The organism is Nocardia arthritidis NBRC 100137, assembly GCF_001612765.1.
Classification (GTDB): domain Bacteria; phylum Actinomycetota; class Actinomycetes; order Mycobacteriales; family Mycobacteriaceae; genus Nocardia; species Nocardia arthritidis.
On the sequence record NZ_BDBB01000017.1, the window covers coordinates 147,481 to 165,508 of the forward strand.

The window sequence follows — 18,028 nt, forward strand, 5'->3', positions numbered from 1 at the left end:
GGCGGCCGGTGTCGCGGCCATGACGAAGGTGCTGCTGCAACTGCGTCACCGGATCATCGTGCCGTCGTTGCACGCCACTCCGGCCAACCCGAACATCGACTTCGCGGCGACGCCGTTCCGGATTCCGGCCGAGCCGCTGCCGTGGCCCGGCGGGGATCCGGAGCGCCCGCGCCGGGCGACGGTGAGTTCGTTCGGAGCGGGCGGGGCCAACGCCAACGTGGTGATCGAAGAGTACGTCGACCGCAGGCCGCCGACCCGGTTCAGTGGCGGGCAGGTCGTTCCGGTCTCGGCTCGCGACCGTGAGCGGCTGGCGGAGTATGTCGCCGCGCTGGACCGTTTCCTCGCCGCGCAACAACCGAACCTCGCCGATCTGGCCTACACGATGCAGGTGGGCCGTCAGGCGGGCGGCGCACGCGCCGCGTTCGTCGCCCGCGACATCGACCAGTTGCGCGCCGCCGTACGCGCCTGGGTCGACGACGCACCCGGCGCCAGGTCGTGCCGGAATGCGGGGGAGGACTCCCGGATCGCGCGCTGGCTCGACGGCGGTGACATCGATTGGGACACCGTCCGCGATCCCGGACCTCGCCGTCGCATTCCCGCGCCGACCTATCCGTTCGCCCGGGAGCGATACTGGATTCCGGACGTCGCGCCGGTGCCCGGCTCCGATTTCGTCACGAAGCCCACGCCCGGCCGGCAGTCTGCGTCCGGGTCGGACAGCGCATCGCCGCAACCCATGCGGAGTCAACGGTCTGCGCCCGGGTCCGTCACGGTGCCGCAGCCTGCGCAGGAGCGGGGATCCGCGTTCACGCCGGAGTCGAGGCCGCAAGCCGAGTCAGGGTCCGGCACCCCGAGACCGCCGATTTCATCGGATCGGATCGCCGCGGAGTCCGTATCGCCGCAATCCTCCTCGTGGTCCACATCCGCCAGCCACCCTGCGGCGATGCGGCAACCCGCATCAGCGGAACGCCGATTGCTGGTTCCGGTATGGCGAGAAGCTCCGCTTCCCGGCGGTGACCTGCGCGCCCGCCGTAGCTTGATCGTGTACGACGCACGTACTCCCCACCCTCTGGTGGAGGCTCTCGCCGCCGCTGCGGGCGATCGGGGCCGTCTGGTGCAGCTGTCGGACCTGCCGGGCGATCTGAATCGCGACGACTTCGCCGCGGGCGCGGCTCTCGGCCGGGCGCTCGCGGCGCGCTACCCCGATACCGACTGCGTGCTCGACGTGTGCGATCTCGCTCCCGCCGCGGCAGGTAGGCCCACGGGTGACCTCGGCCGGATGGGGCTGTATCAGGGTGTGCTCGAGGCGCGCGCCGGTTCGCTCGCGCTGGTGCACGTCGGCGGCGGCCACGTCGGTGCCGAGGGCGCGGAAGCCGCGCCGCTGGGCGGTCTGGTCGCCGCGCTCGCCACGGAAATCCGTGACGTGCGCACGCGCAGCGTCCATGTGGTCGCCGAGCGAGAGTCGGTGTGCGCCGATCCCGCGCGATTGCTGGCGATCCTGGGTGCGGAGTGCGCCGCCACCGAGGACAGCTGCCCTCGGGTGCGGTATCGCCGCGGAATCCGTGAAGCCGTCGAACTGGCGGACGCGTCCGCACGTGAGGGTCTCGTCGTCGATCCCGCCCGCACCTACGTGGTGACCGGCGGGACGCGCGGACTCGGCGCGGAGTTCGCGGCGGCGCTTGTCGAGCGTGGGGCGCGCCGCTTGGCCGTGCTCGGCCGGGATCCGCTGCCGCCGGAACCGGAATGGGACCGCGTGGCCGCCGGATCCGGGTCGGTGGCGGAGAAGGTGCGGCGGTTGGTCGCGTTGCGTGATCGCGGCGTCGCGGTGCGGACCTACTTCGGCAGCCTCACCGACGAGACGGCGCTGTCGGGGTTCTTCGACCGGGTGCGGCGCGAGCTGGGTCCCATCGGTGGCGTGCTGCACTGCGCGGGAAGCGTTTCCGGCGAGAGTCCGGCGTTCGTGCGCAAGACCGGCCCCGCCATCGCGACCGTGCTCGAACCCAAGCTGGCGGGTACGGCGGTCCTCGCCGACGTGCTCGCCGCCGACCGTCCGGACTTCTTCGTGTTGTTCTCGTCGGTGTCGGCCGTGCTGCCCGGCTTGGCGGTGGGTCTGTCGGATTACGCGATGGCCAACGCGCATTTGGACCGCTTCGCCGAAGCCCAGCACGCGCTGGGACGGCCCTATTTCCGGTCAATCGAGTGGCCGTCGTTCCGCGGCACCGGGTTCGGTGAGGTGACCAGCGCGGCCTATCGGGCCACCGGCCTTCCGGCGCTGAGCGCCGCGGAGGGGTTCGAACTGCTCGACGCGGTGCTCGGACTGCCCGCGCCGGTCGTATTGCCGTATCACGGTGCGGCAGGCAGCCTTTCGACACGCACCGGTCGGCCCGCGCCGGAAACGGCGGCCGCACCGGCTGCGCGCCCCGCGGCCGCGACCGGGTCCACGGAGGCGTATCAGGAGTTGCTGCGGATCTTCTCCGACGAGTTGAAGCTGGCCCCGGCCCGTTTCGAGGGCGACAAACGGTTCGAGGAGTACGGCGCGGACTCGGTGCTGATCGCCTCGGCGGTGCGCCGGATCGAGCAGGTCGTCGGTCAGCCCTTCGACCCGGCGCTGGTGCTGGAATTCCCGACGCTCGACGAGCTGGCGAGTCTGTTGACCTCGCAGTATCCGGAACGCTTCGCGCCCGCACCGCCACCGGATTCGCCTGCCGATCCGCAGCGTGCGTCCAGTGCCCCACCGCAGACGGAGCAGCGCGGAAAGTCACGCCCCACCGCGGCCACCTGGGCGGCCGACGCACGCCGCGGCCGGGCAGCCGAGCCGATCGCCGTGATCGGCATCGGCTGCCGCCTGCCCGGCGGCGACACTCCGGAGGCGTTCTGGCGGCTGCTCGCCGCCGGTGCGTCCGGCATCCGCGAGGTCGACCCGGCTCGCTGGGATCCCGCCCGGTTCTACCGCCCGACCGGCGGGCCCGGACTGACCAACAGCAAGTGGGGCGGGTTCGTCGACGGTGTGGATCTGTTCGATCCGGAGTATTTCGCGGTCACCGACGAACTCGCCTGGCAGATGGACCCGTTGCAGCGGCTGCTGCTCGAGACCTCGGTGCTGGCCACCACCGATGCCGGATACCGGCGTGACGAGCTGGCGGGCAAGCGGGTCGGCGTCTACGCGGGCAGCCGGGCGGCGAACTACTTCAACCGGATTCCGGTGCCCGACCGGCACACCGTGATCGGCATCGGGCAGAACTTCATCGCCGCGCGCGTCTCCGACTTCTTCGACTGGCACGCGGGCAACGTCGTGCTCGACAGCGCGTGCTCGTCGTCGCTGTTGTCGGTACATCTGGCCTGCCAGGCACTGCGGTCGGGCGAGGTCGACGCGGCGCTGGCCGGCGGTGTGGAGGTGCTGCTCGACGAGATGCCGTTCGTCACCCTGTCGGCGGCGGGGGTGCTCTCGCCGCACGGGCGGTGTGCGACGTTCTCCGAGGACGCCGACGGTTTCGTGCCGGGCGAAGGTGCGGCGCTGCTGCTGCTCAAACGGCTCGACGACGCCCTCGCCGACGGCGATCGGGTCTACGCGGTGCTGCGCGGCTCGGCGATCGGCAACGACGGGCACACCATGGGCATCACCACCCCGAACATGCGCGCGCAGATCGAGGTGGTCACCGCGGCGCTCGAGGCGGCGGGCATGTCGCCGGACGCGCTGTCGTATCTCGAGGCGCACGGCACCGGCACCATGATCGGCGACCCCATCGAACTGAAGGGATTGGCGACCGTGCTGGGCGACCGCTCGCGGGGCCCGGAGCCGTGCGCGGTCGGCAGCGTGAAAACCAATATCGGCCATCTGCTGTCCGCGGCCGGCATCGCCGGGGCGGTCAAGACGATCCTCGCCGTGCACCACGCGGCGCTGCCGCCGTCGCTGCACTGCGACAACCTCAATCCGCGTTTCAAGTTCACCGGTTCGCCGCTTCAGGTCAACCGGGAACTGCGCCCGTGGCGGCCCGCCGACGGCAGGCCCCGCGCGGCGGGCGTCAGCTCGTTCGGCTTCGGCGGCACCAATGCCCACCTCGTCATCGAACAGGCGCCCGACGGGCACCGGCCGACGCGCCACCCCCTGGATCCACCCGCCTTCCGCAAGAGGAGCTTCATGCTGCCGAAAACGGTTCCCAGCACATCGACGGAGCCCGCGCCGCGGATCGTGGTCCCGATGACGCCGAGCGCACCCGCGCCGTCGTTCCTGCGGGTGGAGCCGCTGCGATGAGCGGGATCGACCTGGACAGCTTCGCCACCACCCTGCGGGCCGAGGACCCGGTGGTGCGTGACCACCGGGTGCACGGTGTCCGCATCCTGCCGGGCGTGGTGTATCTCGACATGATCCTGCGTGCGGCGATGGCCGCGGGCTACCGGCCCGGCGACCTGACGATCCGGGAGGCGTTGTTCCAGCGTCCGGTGGCCCTCGGTGACGACGGCGCGGTGCGCATCGCGTTCCGGGTCGATCGCCCGACCGGCCGCATCGCCATCGACGTGCAACGCTTGGACGCGGCGGGCCTGCCCGCCGGGCCGAGCGAGCCGGTCGCTGAATGTGTCGTGCTGCTCGCCGATTCGGCCGTCGAGCCGCCCGGAATCGATGTCGCCGGGTTCCGGGCGTCGGCGCAGGCGCGCGGTATGGCCGAGATGTACGCCCAGAGCGGCAGCCGGGGTATCGAGCATCGCGACTTCATGCGCGCCACGGGACATTTCGACCGCCGCGACGACCTGGTCACCGCGACACTGGGTCTCGGCCCCGAGGCGGCCGCGCACCTGCCCGGATTCCTGCTGCATCCCACGTTCCTGGATGCCTCCACGATCGTGCCGTTCATCGACCCGCATCGCCTCGGCGTGGACGACGACAGCGCGTTCATCCCGATCTACTTCGGAGACGTGCGCGCCTGGCGGGCCACTCCCGAGGAGGTCTTCGTGCGGGCCACGGTCCGCGGCGGCGGGCACCGCGGAGACCTGCTCGAAGCCGAGGTAGCCGTCTACGACCGGGACGGATCGCCGGTGGTCGGCTATCGGCTGACATCCAAGCGGGTACGGGGCAGCGCGGACATTCAGCGGTTGCTGACACAGCCGGAGTCCACATTCCCGCCGCGACAAACCGCTTCCACCCATGTGCCGGTTGCCTCCGGTGATCCGCGTGCGGTGATCACCGCCGACTTGGCTGCTCTCATCGCGAGCGAACTCGGCGCCGATCCCGCCGGCATCGCGACGGATGTGGGGTTCTATGAGCTCGGCCTGGATTCCGGGCGCCTGCTGCGGTTGACCGCGGAGCTGGAGGCGCGGGTCGGCGAGCCGCTCTATCCGACGCTGCTGTTCGAATACCAGACCATCGAAGCGCTCGCCGGACATCTCGCCGGCACCGTCGGCACGAATTACCGCCCCCATGACGCCACAGCGCATCCCGCCCCCGGTACTGCCTTCGACGAGCCGATCGTGACCGCAACAGAATCCGTCGCGGACGTGCGCACCGCCGAGCCGCCAACGGAAGCGGTCACAGCCGTCGCTCCCGCCTCGGTTCCCGCAGGGTCCGACGAGCTGATCACCTTCGGATTCGACTGGGAACCCGACGCCACCACGCATCCGCGTCGCGAACCGGAGAGGCTGCTCGTCTTCGACACCGCCGAGCACCCTTACCCGCACGACGCGGCCGCCACCGTCATCCGGGTCCGGCCGGGTATCGAATTCGCCTCCGGTGCAGACGCTTTCGTTGTCGACCCGGAGAATTCGCAGCACATGCAGCTGCTGGTCGCACAGCTGACAGCACAGCGGCTGCGCTTCGACGCCGCGTTGTATCTGTGGCCCGAAGCGGCCACAGATCCGCAGACGTTGATCGAGCGGGTGTACCTGCCGCTGCGCGATTTACTGCGCGCGGCGGCGGGGGTGCCGCAGTCGCCGGTGCGCCGGGTGCTCGCTTTCACGCCTGCCACCCCTGCGGGTGAATCGAGTTGCGCACTCCTGGGCGGCTTGGCGCGCACGCTGCGGCTCGAACAGCCCCAACCGCTTCTGCGTGCCGTGCAGCGCGACCCCGCCGAGGCGATCGGCGACCTCGTGGCCGCCGAGCTGGGCATCGATGAACGCGATCCCGACACCGAGATCCGCTACCACGGCGGACGACGCCAGGTCCGCCGGGCACGGTCGCTTACCGACCCCATGCCGAGTTCCGGCGAGGCGGTGCCGCGCCCGGGATCGGTGGTCGTCGTCACCGGAGGCTTCGGTGGAATCGGGCAGCAGCTGTCTCGCCGCCTCGCCACCGACTACGGCGCCCGCCTGGTCCTGGTGTCGCGCCGTCCGCTCGACGCGGCGGCCGCCGGGCTGCTCGCCGACCTCGCCGGCCTCGGCGCGGAAGCCGTTCATGTGCGCGCTGACGTGTCGGTGGCCGCGGACGCCGAGCGCGTCGCCGCGATAGCCCACGCCACCTTCGGACCGGTCGACGTGCTCTACCACGGTGCGGGACAGTTGCGCGACGGACTGTTGTCGAGCACGGGGCGCGACGACGCGCAATCCGTCCTGGCGCCGAAGGTCTACGGCGTCGAACACTTGACGCGGGCGCTGCCGGAGGTCCGCCTGACCGTGTTGTTCTCCTCGGTCTCGGCGGTGCTCGGCAATCCCGGGCAAGCCGATTACGCGGCGGCCAACCGCTATCTGGACGTCTTCGCCGAACAGCGCGATCGGGCCGGAAGCCGGACGATCAGCGTCGGCTGGCCGCTGTGGGCCGAGGGTGGCATGCGCCCACCCGCCGAGCAGATCGCCGCGCTGCGGCGGGCCGGTGCCGGATTGCTGCCCACCGCGACCGGAATCGACCTGCTGTTGTCGTGTGCCACGCTCGACCGCGCGCAACTCGCGGCGCTATGGGGCGAGCCCGAAGCACTGCGAGCACGACTTCAACCGGCCGCCGCCTCCACCGCCCCTGCCGCCGAGACGGTATCGGTCGAGGAGCACCGCGCGCCTGCCGAGGAACCCATCGCGATCGTCGGCATCAGCGGCCGTTATCCGGACGCCGACGACATCGAGGAGTTCTGGCGCAATCTGCGCGAGGGGCATGACGCGGTGCGCCCGGTCCCCGCCGAACGCTGGTGGCTCACCGCCGTCGAGGGCACTCCCGGCGCGCCGCCGATGATCGGCGGATTCGTCCGCGATGTGGGCGGTTTCGACCCTCGGTTCTTCCGGATACCGCCCGTCCAGGCGCCGTTGCTCGACCCGCAGGAGCGTTTGTTCCTGCAGCAGGCGTACGCGGCGCTGGAGCACGCCGGCTACCACCACACCGATCCGGCCGTGCGGGCACGCCGCGTCGGTGTGTTCGTGGGCGCCACCTGGAGCGACTACCGGCTGCTCGGCGTCGCGGCCACCCGCGACGGCGATCCCGTCGCGGTGGCCTCCGTCCCGTCCTCCATCGCCAACCGCACCTCCTACACCCTCGGCCTGCGCGGCCCGAGCCTCACCGTGGACACCGCGTGCTCGGCGTCGCTGACCGCGCTGCATCTGGCGCGGCGCAGTCTGCTGGACGGTGAATGCGACGCGGCGATCGTGGGCGGGGTGAATCTGCTGCTGCACGAGGACAAATTCCTGCTGCTGCACAGCCTGGGCATGATGTCGGACAGCGGCCGATGCCGGCCCTTCTCCGCCGGCGCCGACGGCTACGTCCCCGGCGAGGGCGTCGGCGCGCTGTATCTGAAGCCGCTGTCGGCAGCCCGTGCCGACGGCGACACCATCCACGGCTTGATTCTCGGCAGCGCGGTCAACCACGGCGGGCAGACCTCGGGATACAGCGTGCCGCACCCGGGGGCGCAAGCCGAGGTGATCGGCGAGGCCCTGCGCGCGGCCGGGGTCGACCCCACCGCGATCGACTACCTCGAGGCGCACGGCACCGGGACACCGCTCGGCGATCCGATCGAAATCGCCGGGTTGGCGGCGGTGTTCGGCAGATCCGGCGGCAGCGGTCGCTCCCGCGCACTCGGGTCCGCGAAGTCGAACGTCGGCCATTTGGAAGCGGCCGCGGGCGTCGCGGGCCTGACCCGGGTGCTGTTGCAGATGCGCCACGGCCGGATCGCGCCGACGCCGCGCGCCGCACAGGCTGATCCGGCCATCGCGTTCGACTCGGTGCCGTTCCACCTGCCCCGGGAACTGGAGGATTGGCCACGCCGCACCGTCGACGGCGTCGCGGTGGCGCGGCACGCGGGCATCAGCGCGTTCGGCGCGGGCGGCGCCAACGCCCATGTGGTGCTCGCCGAATTCGTCGACGACCGGATTGCCCCGGCCGGGACGGGGGAACCCGAGATCTTCGTGCTCTCGGCGCGCACCCCGCAGCGGCTGCACCGCTACGCCGAGACCATGGCGCGGCACTTCCGCACCCTCGATCCCGCGGACTTCCTCGACGCGTTGCGCACCTTACAGGTGGGCAGGCCCGCGCTGGCACACCGTCTCGCGGTGGTCGCCTCGTCCCCGGTGGAGGTTGCCGACGCACTCGACCGGTTCCGCACCGACCGAATCGGTCCGGTGGTCACCGGAACCGTCGACGCACAAACCCAGCCGCTGCTCGCGCCGGCGACCGACGACCAGGAACTGGCCCGCCGGTGGGTCGCCGGCGCCGACATCGATTGGCGCGGGCGCGGCGGGCCGCGGCGCCGAATCCCGTTGCCCGGCTACCCGTTCGAGCGCACCGACTACTGGATCATCGCGCCGCCGCGCTCGGGCTTCGACACCGCGGTGCGGCAGTTCGAGGCGGCGCTGCAGCCCACCGGCATCGTGGAGCCCGGTAGAGCCGAACTCGGCCGTTACGCGGCGATGCTGCTGTTCGCCACCCTGACGGGTATGGGACTCACTGCGGGGGAGTGGACCGCGGAATCCTTGGACGCGCGCCTGGGGGTGCGACCGGGGTTCGGTCGGCTGCGCACCAGCTGCCTGGACATCCTGCGACGACACGGGCTCGTGCGCCGGCACGACGACCGGTTCGAGGTCCCGGGCCCGCCACCCGGCACCAGCGGGATGCGCGCCGACCTGCTGGCCCGCTTCCCGGAAACCGCGCCATACGTGGCATTGCTGGATGCCTGCCTCGCGGCGTATCCGCGCGTGCTGCGTGGGGAGCTGTCCGCGACGGAGGTGCTGTTCCCCGGCGGCGACCTCGCATTGGTGGGCGCGATCTATCGAGGCAACGCCGCCTACGACTTCACCAACGGCTTGCTCGCCGAACTGGTGTCGGCGGTCGGGCAGCGGACCGGTGACACGCAGCCGCTGCGGATCGTGGAAATCGGTGCGGGGACGGGCGGTTCCACGCACGCGGTGCTCGACGCGCTCACCGCGCGCGGGATCGCGTTCGACTATCACTACACCGACGTCTCGCACAGTTTCCTCACGCACGGACGGCGCGCCTTCGGTACGCGCGAGAATCTGCGTTTCGCGGTGCTGGATATCGACGCCGATCCGGTCGCGCAGGGATTCTCCGCGCACGAGGCCGACCTGGTGCTGTGCGCCAACGTTCTGCATGCGACGCGGTCGATCGACGCGACCCTGCGCAACATCCGGCGGTTGCTGGCGCCCGGCGGTGTGCTCGCGTTCACCGAGGCGACCACCGACCTCGAGGTGCTCGCGCTGACCTTCGGGCTGCTGGAGGGCTGGCACGGCTACCGCGATTCGGAGGCGCGTATCCCGCACTCCCCGTTGCTGTCCGAGTCACAATGGCAGGCCGCGCTGTCCGCGGCGGGATTCTCCGGAATCCGTTCGTGGGGTCCCGGGCTGTCGGCGGACGAGGAGCCGAGTTTCCGGCTGCTGGCCGCGGTCAGCGCCACCGCGCCCGCCGCTCCCGCTGTCGCCGCACCGGCCACCACCGCGCAGCCCTCTCTCGCGGTCACCGCCGAACCCGCCGCCCGTGCGCAGCTCCACCCGGGGGTGGCAGCCGGACCGGCTCCCGTCACGCAACGTCACTTCGCGGCCGAGTCGGCTGCCGCCGCGCAGCCCCGTTTCGCGGCAGCCGCTGAACCGGCCGCCGTTCGGCAGCCCGAACCTTCGGTCGCCGCGCAACAGCTCCCCGCGGTGAGCGCATCAGCGCAGCCCGGCAATGCTGCGGCGCTGGAGGCCGAACTCGTCGCCATCGTCGCCGACGGACTGGGCGTGGCGCGCGGCGAGGTGCGCGCGGACCTGCCGTTGTCGGAGTACGGGGTCGATTCCATTCTGGCGGTGAAGATCATCGACCGGGTCAACGCCCGCTACGGCTCGGCGCTGCGCCCCACGGTGGTGTTCGACCATCCGTCGGTACGGCTGCTCAGCGCTCACCTGGACGGACAAGGAGCCACGGCGGCGAGCGCATCGGCGGCACAGATGCCCGCCCGGACATCTCCTGTCTCGAACGTGGCGCCGTCGGGCGCCCGAACCGTCGCTGCGCGGGCCGCGCAGTCCAGCGAGAGGTCAGCATCGATGGACGTCGCCATCGTCGGCATGTCCGGGCAGTTCCCGGGCGCGGCGAATCTCGAGCAGTTCTGGCGCAATCTCGCCGATGGCCGGGACTCGGTGACCGAGGTCCCCGTCACGCGCTGGCCGATCGCCGACTACTTCCGGGCGGGGCAGGTGACGCCGGGCAAGACCTATTCCAAGTGGGGCGGATTCCTCGACGGTGTCGAGGAGTTCGATCCGGCGTTCTTCGACCTGGTGCCCGCCGAAGCCGACTACATGGACCCGCAGCAGCGGCTGTTCCTGGAGCACAGCTGGCTGGCGCTGGAAGACGCCGCCATCGACCCGAAGTCGTTGCGGCGCACCCGGTGCGGAGTGTTCGCCGGGTCGCCGGGGTCGGACTACGCCAACCTGCTGCGCAATCGTGGAGCGGCCGGTTCCCACCACATGTTCACCGGCAACAGTCCGGCCATTCTGCCCGCCCGGGTGGCCTATCACCTCGATCTCACCGGTCCGTGTCTGGGGCTGGACACCGCCTGCTCCTCGGCGCTGGTCGCGTTGCACCAGGCCTGCCGCAGCCTCGCCTCGGGCGAGTCGGAGCTCGCGCTGGCCGGGGGCGTCGCGGTGTTCGTGACGCCCGAGTACCACCTGCTCGCCTCCTCGATGGGCATGCTGTCGCCGCGTGGCCGGTGCGCGAGCTTCGACGCGGGCGCCGATGGTTTCGTGATCGCCGAGGGCGTCGGCGTGGTGGTGCTCAAGCCGCTGGCCGCCGCCGAACGCGACGGCGACCCCATCCACGGGGTGATTCGCGGGATCGGCATCAATCACGACGGCCGCACCAATGGCATCACCGCCCCGAGCGTGCGTTCGCAGACCGAACTGGAACTGGCGGTGTATCGCGACGGCGGGATCGATCCGTCCACCATCGGTTACGTCGAAACGCACGGCACCGGAACGCGGTTGGGTGATCCGATCGAGATCGAGGCGCTCACCGCCGCCTTCCGGCGCTACACCGGCGCGGTCGGCGCGGTGGCGGTGGGGTCGGTGAAATCGAACATCGGGCACGCTTCGCATGCCGCGGGCATGGCGAGCCTGTTCAAGGTGCTGCTGGCCATGCGCGCCGGACAGCTGCCGCCCTCGCTGCATGTCGATTCGGTGAACCCGCTGCTCGGATTGGACGAGTCGCCGTTCTTCGTCAATACCGAGCTGCGCGCGTGGAACAGCGCACCACGGCGGGCCGCGATCAGTTCCTTCGGTTTCAGCGGCACCAACGCGCATGTGGTGGTGGATGGCGCACCGGAGCCGGTGACGGCCCGCCGTGACATACCGGGCGGCCCGCAGCTGGTGGTGCTCTCGGCCCGCAGCGCGACGAGCTTGACCCGGATGGCACGGTCGCTGCGCAGGCACCTGGCCGCGCATCCGGAGCTGGCACCCGCGGACATCGCGCGCACGCTGGCATTCGGGCGCGCCGGATTCGAGCATCGGCTCGCCGTGGTCGGAGACTCGGTGGACGCGCTCGCGGCGCGGCTGGCCGCGTTCGCCGAGGGCGACCGTGCGGCAGGCGTCTTCACCGGAACCATCGACACCCCGTCCACGGACCGGGCCGGAGCCATCGTGCTGGACGACCCGGTAGCAGCGGCACGGCAATGGGTCGAGGGTGGACATGTCGAACACGCGGGCTGGATCGACCCGGCCGCGCGCCGTATTCATCTGCCCGGTTACGAGTTCGACCGAGAAAGGTGCTGGGCGCCGGAGGTAGGTGGTCCATCTTCGTCCGCGTACGCGGACGAAGATAGGCGCTTCCACGATGTTTCCGGACCGGTGAGTGTCTCGAAGCCGGCAGTCGCCGCCGATATCACAGGCGCCTCCGAACCAGCGGGGGCTGCCGACCAGCAGCCGCATGGACTCGTGAGCCCTGCTACCGAGGTCTCGCCGTTGCGACAGGCCGCCGAAACCTACCTCAAAAATCTACTCGCCCAGTACTGCCGACTCGACCCGCAACGGATCCGCACCCGCGTTCCGTTGCAGGACTATGGCATCGATTCGGTGCTGATCAGCAAGATGAACGACCGGCTGGAAACCGATTTCGGTCCGCTGCCGAGCACCCTGTTCTTCGAATATCAGACCGTCCGCGACCTCGCGGGCTATCTCGCCGACGAGCACTCGCCGCGCGTGGCCGCCCTCACCGCCGACGCCGCTGCTGTGACGCCGTCACCCGCCGGCGCACCCGGGGCGGCCCGAACGGTTACTCCGGAAAGCGCTGCTGCCGAATCCGCCGAGCCGATCCTCGACGACGCGCACGATTGCGAGGACATCGCCGTCATCGGCATGGCGGGCAAGTTCCCGTCGGCGAGCACTGTCGAGGAGTTCTGGGCCAATCTGATCGCAGGCCGCGACTGCATCGTCGAGGTCCCGCCGCAACGCTGGGATCACCGCGAATACCTGTCCGAGGACCCCGACGAGCCGGGCACCACCTACGCTCGCTGGGGCGGGTTCCTCGACGACGTGGACAAGTTCGACGCCCGCTTCTTCGGCATCACGCCCAAAGACGCCGAGGAGATGGACCCGCAGCAACGGTTGTTCCTCGAAACCTCCTGGGCCGCGCTGGAGGACGCGGGTTACTCGCCGGAGCGGGTGCGCCGCAGCGCCGCGGCCCGCGGCCTGCCCGATGCCGGCGTCTTCGCCGGTGTGGGCTACGCCGAGTATCAAGCATTCGTCGGTGTGCCGATCTCGGGCTATTTCGCGGTGGCGAACCGGGTCTCCTACCACTTCGGCTTCAACGGCCCGAGTCTCGCGGTCGACACGGCGTGCTCGGCATCGCTGACCGCGCTGCATCTGGCTTGTGCGAGTCTGCGCCGCGGCGAAGCGGCCTACGCGCTGGCCGGCGGGGTGAACGTGTCGATCCACCCCGGCAAGTACCTGTTGCTCGGCTACGGCCGCTGGGCCTCCACCGACGGCCGCTGCCGGTCGTTCGGCGCGGGCGGTGACGGCTACGTGCCGGGCGAGGGTGTGGTCACTCTCGTGCTCAAACCGTTGCGGCACGCGCGCGCCGACGGTGACCGCGTCTACGGCGTGATCCGCGGCAGCACCCTCAACCACGGCGGGCGCACCAACGGGTTCACCGTCCCCAATCCCGTCGCTCAGGCCGACCTCATCGGCCGGGCCCTCGACGCGGCGCGGATAGACGCGGGCGACATCGGCTACGTGGAAGCCCACGGCACCGGTACCGCGCTGGGTGATCCCATCGAGATCGCGGCGCTGACGAAGGCCTATCGCCGCTCGACGTCCGCGAGTGGCTATTGCGGCATCGGCTCGGCGAAATCCAGCGTGGGGCATCTGGAAGCGGCGGCGGGCGCGGCGGGCGTGGTGAAGGCGCTGCTACAGCTGCGCCACGACACCATCGCGCCGAACCTGCACAGCGATCCTCCGAACCCCGGAATCGACTTCGCCGCGACCCCGTTCCGCGTCATCGACCGGCCCACGCCATGGCCGCGGCCCGCCGACGGCAAGCCCCGCATCACCGCCGTCAGCTCGTTCGGTGCGGGAGGCTCGAACGCCCATGTGATCCTCACCGACGCCGAGCCCGTCGCGCCGACTCCCGAAGACGGGCAACCGAGAATCGTGGTGTTGTCCGCGCGCGACGCCGACCGGCTCGCGGAACTGGCCGCCCGCACCGCCGACCGGCTGCGCGACCATCCGCTTTCGCTGCCCGACGTGGCGTGGACGCTGGCCGTCGGGCGGGCCACGTTCGAGCATCGCCTCGCGGTGGTGGCCACCTCCACGGCAGAACTGGTGGAACTACTCGACAGCACAGCCGATTCGAGTGCACCGGCACCGGCCGAAGGCATGCTGGTCTTCCGCGGGGTGGCCCGCACCCACCGTGACCTCGACGAGTTGCCCGGTGAGTCGGACGCCGAACGCGCCGAGGTGGGCGCACTGCTGCGCTCCGGCAATCTGCCGAGGGTCGCCGAGTTGTGGGCCGGCGGCTGGACCGTGGACTGGGAAGAGGGTTCCCAGCGGCCGTTCGGCCGGATCGTGAGCCTGCCCGGTTATCCGTTCGCGCGGCGCAGGTACTGGATCGTGCCCGAGGACTACCAGCGGCGCACCGACCCGGCACCGCAGGTGGTCGCGAAGACGGTGGTCGCGTGGGAAACCGAGCCGCCGTCGGCGCAGCGGCGCAACGGACACTCCACCAACGGCACAGCGCATCAAGACATAGCGGTGCCGGCCGAACCGGTCCAGACACCCCACGAGTCGGCCGCCACCGAGCCGTCCGGCGACGAAGTCGACAGCGCGTTGCGCGACCGGCTCGCCGAGCACATCCGCGACATCTTCGCCGATCTGACCAAGACCGATCCGGCCGATCTCGACCTCGACGCGGATTTCACCGACTTCGGGTTCGACTCGGTGGCCACCGTCCGGATGCTCAACCGGCTGATGAAGCACTACGACGTCAAGATCCCGGCGGAATCGACCGAGCTGTATCCGACCATCGCGTCGCTGTCGCACTATCTGGTGGCCGAGGGCATCATCTCCGGCGCGGCGCAAGACGCCCCGCGCCCCACCACCGTCAGCGCGGCCACCGCGACCCAGCAGGACATTCCCGCGATCACCATGGACGCCCCGATCCCGGTGCGATCGGTCTTCATCACCGGCGTGACCGGTGTGCTGGGCGGCAAGCTGTTACACGATCTGCTCACGCGCACCGACGCGCGGGTGACCTGTCTGGTGCGCGGCAAGTCCGTGGCCGTGGCCGAGCAGCGGATCAAGCACTTCCTGGCCACCTACGATCCGGACGCGACCCTCGAGCGGGCATTCGCCGAGCGCGTCACCACCGTGCTCGGCGACGTCTCCAGCGAACGGCTCGGCTTGGACGAGGACACCTGGCGACAGCTCGCCGACGAGGTGGACCTGACCATCCACGCCGCGGGCCGCACCACCTTGGTCACCTTCTACGACGCACTGGCCCCGATCAACGTCGAAGGCACCCGCCGCGCGGTGGACTTCGCGCTGCGCTCACGCGGCAAGTACCTGGTGTACGTGTCGAGCTTCAGCGCGCTGGGTGATCGGCTCAACTTCAACAACCCACCGTTCACCGAGCGCGATCTCGAACTGGGCCAAGGCTACGACCATCTGCCCTACCAGCAGACGAAGTACGAGTCGGAGAAGCTGATCCGGGCGGCGAGCGAACGCGGACTGCTGTGGGACATCGTGCGCCCCGGCAACATCATGGGCGACAGCCGCACCGGCCGGTACCCGTTCTCCGAGGTCAGCGTCAAAGGCGCGTACTACGACATCCTCAAGACGATGATCGAGACCGGCGAGACGATGCTCACGCCGGTGCACTGGGACATCACCCCGGTCGATTACGTCAGCGCCGCGATCGTGCACATCGCCCTGCACCGCCCCACCTACCGGGAGACCTACCACCTGACCAACCCCGATATCCGGCGCTACTACGACGTGGTCCGCTATGTCCAGCGCGCCGGCTACGCGGTGGACCTGGTGCCGCTGGAGGAATTCCATCGCAGGGCCACCGACCGGCAGATCTACCGGCTCGGCAGCGACGAGGTCTACGACAGCCAGACCCTGGAGATGTTCAAGTACGGCATCGAGCTGTTCGGCACCATCCACTACGAGGAGAGCTCCTACGCCGACTGCGCCTACACCCGGCGGGTGCTCGGCGCCGCGGGCATCGACTGTCCGCCGACCGAGGAGCTGGTGCGGGTGTATCTGGCGCACTGCGCCGAGGTGGGATACATCCCCGCGCCGCACGGGGCCCAGCCGGCCGCGCAGGTGCTGCGATGAGCGCCGAGTGCACGATCGTCTTCCCCGGCCAGGGCGCCCAGCGCACGGGGATGGGAGCGGACTTCTGCGCCGAATACCCCGTCGCACGCGACACTTTCGCCGAAGCGAGCGCCGCGGTGGGCGAGGACCTGCTGCGGATCTGCGCCGAGCGCGATCCGCGATTGCATCGCACGGAGTACACCCAGCCGTGCGTGCTGACCATGGAGATCGCCGCGTACCGGGTGTTGGTGAGCGAATCCGGTATCCGGCCGGTCGCTTTCGGCGGGCACAGCCTCGGCGAGTATGCCGCGCTCGTCGCGGCGGGCGTGTTCGAACTCGCCGACGGGGTTCGCCTGGTGCGCGCGCGTGGCGCGCTGATGCAGCGCGCCGCGCCGGAGGGGGCGGGCGCGATGGCCGCGCTGATCCTGCCGGATATCGCCGGCTCCGGAGTGGCGGAGTTGGTAGCCGAGGCGGGTGCGCAGGTGGCCAACGACAATTCGACCGATCAGCTCGTCATCAGCGGTGCGCGCGAGGCGGTCGCGGCCGCGCGCGTCGTGCTCGCCGAACGTCATCCGGAGTTGCGGTTCGTCCCGTTGCGGGTGAGCGCGCCGTTCCACTCCCGGTGGATGCGCGGCATCGAGGCCGAGTTCGCCGGACATCTCACCGACTGCGCGCCGCGCATACGCACCGAGCGTTCGGTCGCGGTGACCTCGAACTACACCGGGGAGTTCCACCGGCCCGAAACCCTCGCCGAGCATCTGGTGCGCCAGATCTCCGCTCCGGTCCGCTGGACGGCGAACATGCGCGCGTTGCTGCGCTCGGACACCCCCCGATACGAAGTCGGCCCGTCGGCGCCGCTGTCGAAGTTCTTCGCCACGCTGGGTGCGCCGGTGACCCGAATCGCGACGGTGGGCGATCTGCGTGCCCTCCGCGGCGAAGCGGGATCGAAACATACTGCCGCCGAGCCTGTTGCGGCCACGGTGACAGCGTCGGCCCCATCGGCTGTGGCAGGCGGTGTTCCGGCTTCGGTAGCGACTTCGGCCACCCACGGATCGGCGCGACCGGACGAGACCGATGGGCTGACCATCCACCGCAAGACAGCGGGTATTCCCAGCCTGCGGTTGTTCTGCTGGCCGTTCGCCGGCGGAAAAGCCGCCGCATACACGCCGTGGCGGCGCGAGCTGCCCGACTGGGTGCAGCTGTGCGTGGTCGAACTGCCCGCCCGGCAACGACATCTGGCGCAGACACCCATCCGCCGCTTCAACGACCTCGTCGACGCCGCGTTGGCCCAGGTCCTGCCCCTGACCGATCTCCCGTTCGCCTTCTTCGGTCACAGCCTCGGCGCGCTGGCCGCCTACGAGGTGGCCCGCCGTTTGCCCGATCCGATCGCGCCGCGAGCGCTGTTCCTCGGTGGCGCGGTGGCCCCGCACCTGCCCAGGCCGGGCCGCTTGTCGGACCTGCCGGATCACGATTTCGTCGCCGCGGTCGGCCACTACGGCGGAATCCCGCCCGAGGTGCGCGAGACCCCGGATGTGATGGCGCTGTTCCTGCCCGCCTTACGCAGCGACTTCGAGATCTTCGACGACTACCGGTTCACCCCCGCCGCCGCGCCGTCGTGCCCGGCCCACCTGTTCGGCGGCCGGGACGACCGACAGGTGGCGGTCACGCAGTTGGAGGCCTGGCGCGACGTCCTGCCGGGACTGCGCTCCACCGAGCTGCTGCCCGGCGGTCACTTCTTCCTCGTCGAGCAGCGGGCAGCGCTGCTCGGCTCGCTCGCGGACAAGCTCGCCGCTGTCCACCCCCACGCGGTATCCGCCTGATGAAGGGATGCAGT

General features: G+C 70.7%; 3 protein-coding genes (1 of these 3 cut by a window edge). All 3 read left to right on the top strand.

Features of this window, described 5'->3' with window-relative positions; genetic code table 11:
• Tightly spaced (each overlapping or abutting the next), the 3 genes in view from NA8_RS33795 to NA8_RS14340 form a layout consistent with a single transcriptional unit that may run on beyond the window.
• A protein-coding gene (locus NA8_RS33795; protein ID WP_169810506.1) for a type I polyketide synthase crosses the window boundary here: on the top strand, nucleotides 1-4,249 show its end. Its footprint begins 17,180 nt before the window's first position; the window shows 4,249 of its 21,429 coding nt (coding positions 17,181-21,429); its start codon lies beyond the left edge, outside the window; its stop codon occupies nucleotides 4,247-4,249.
• The gene (locus NA8_RS14335) at nucleotides 4,246-16,215 is read left to right on the top strand and encodes a thioester reductase domain-containing protein (protein WP_063050878.1); all 11,970 of its coding nucleotides are present in this window, start codon (nucleotides 4,246-4,248) and stop codon (nucleotides 16,213-16,215) included. The genes NA8_RS33795 and NA8_RS14335 overlap by 4 nt, the downstream gene beginning before the upstream one ends.
• Entirely contained in the window at nucleotides 16,212-18,014 is a 1,803-nt protein-coding gene (locus NA8_RS14340; RefSeq protein ID WP_063050879.1) for a thioesterase domain-containing protein, read from the top strand. Before NA8_RS14335 ends, NA8_RS14340 begins: the two co-directional genes overlap by 4 nt.
• Nucleotides 18,015-18,028 lie beyond the last annotated feature (14 nt).

Bases quoted from the DNA above. Each gene is read 5' to 3' on its own strand.
- NA8_RS14340 (WP_063050879.1), top strand. From the start codon at position 16,212: ATGAGCGCCGAGTGCACGATCGTCTTCCCCGGCCAGGGCGCCCAGCGC.
- NA8_RS14335 (WP_063050878.1), top strand. From the start codon at position 4,246: ATGAGCGGGATCGACCTGGACAGCTTCGCCACCACCCTGCGGGCCGAG.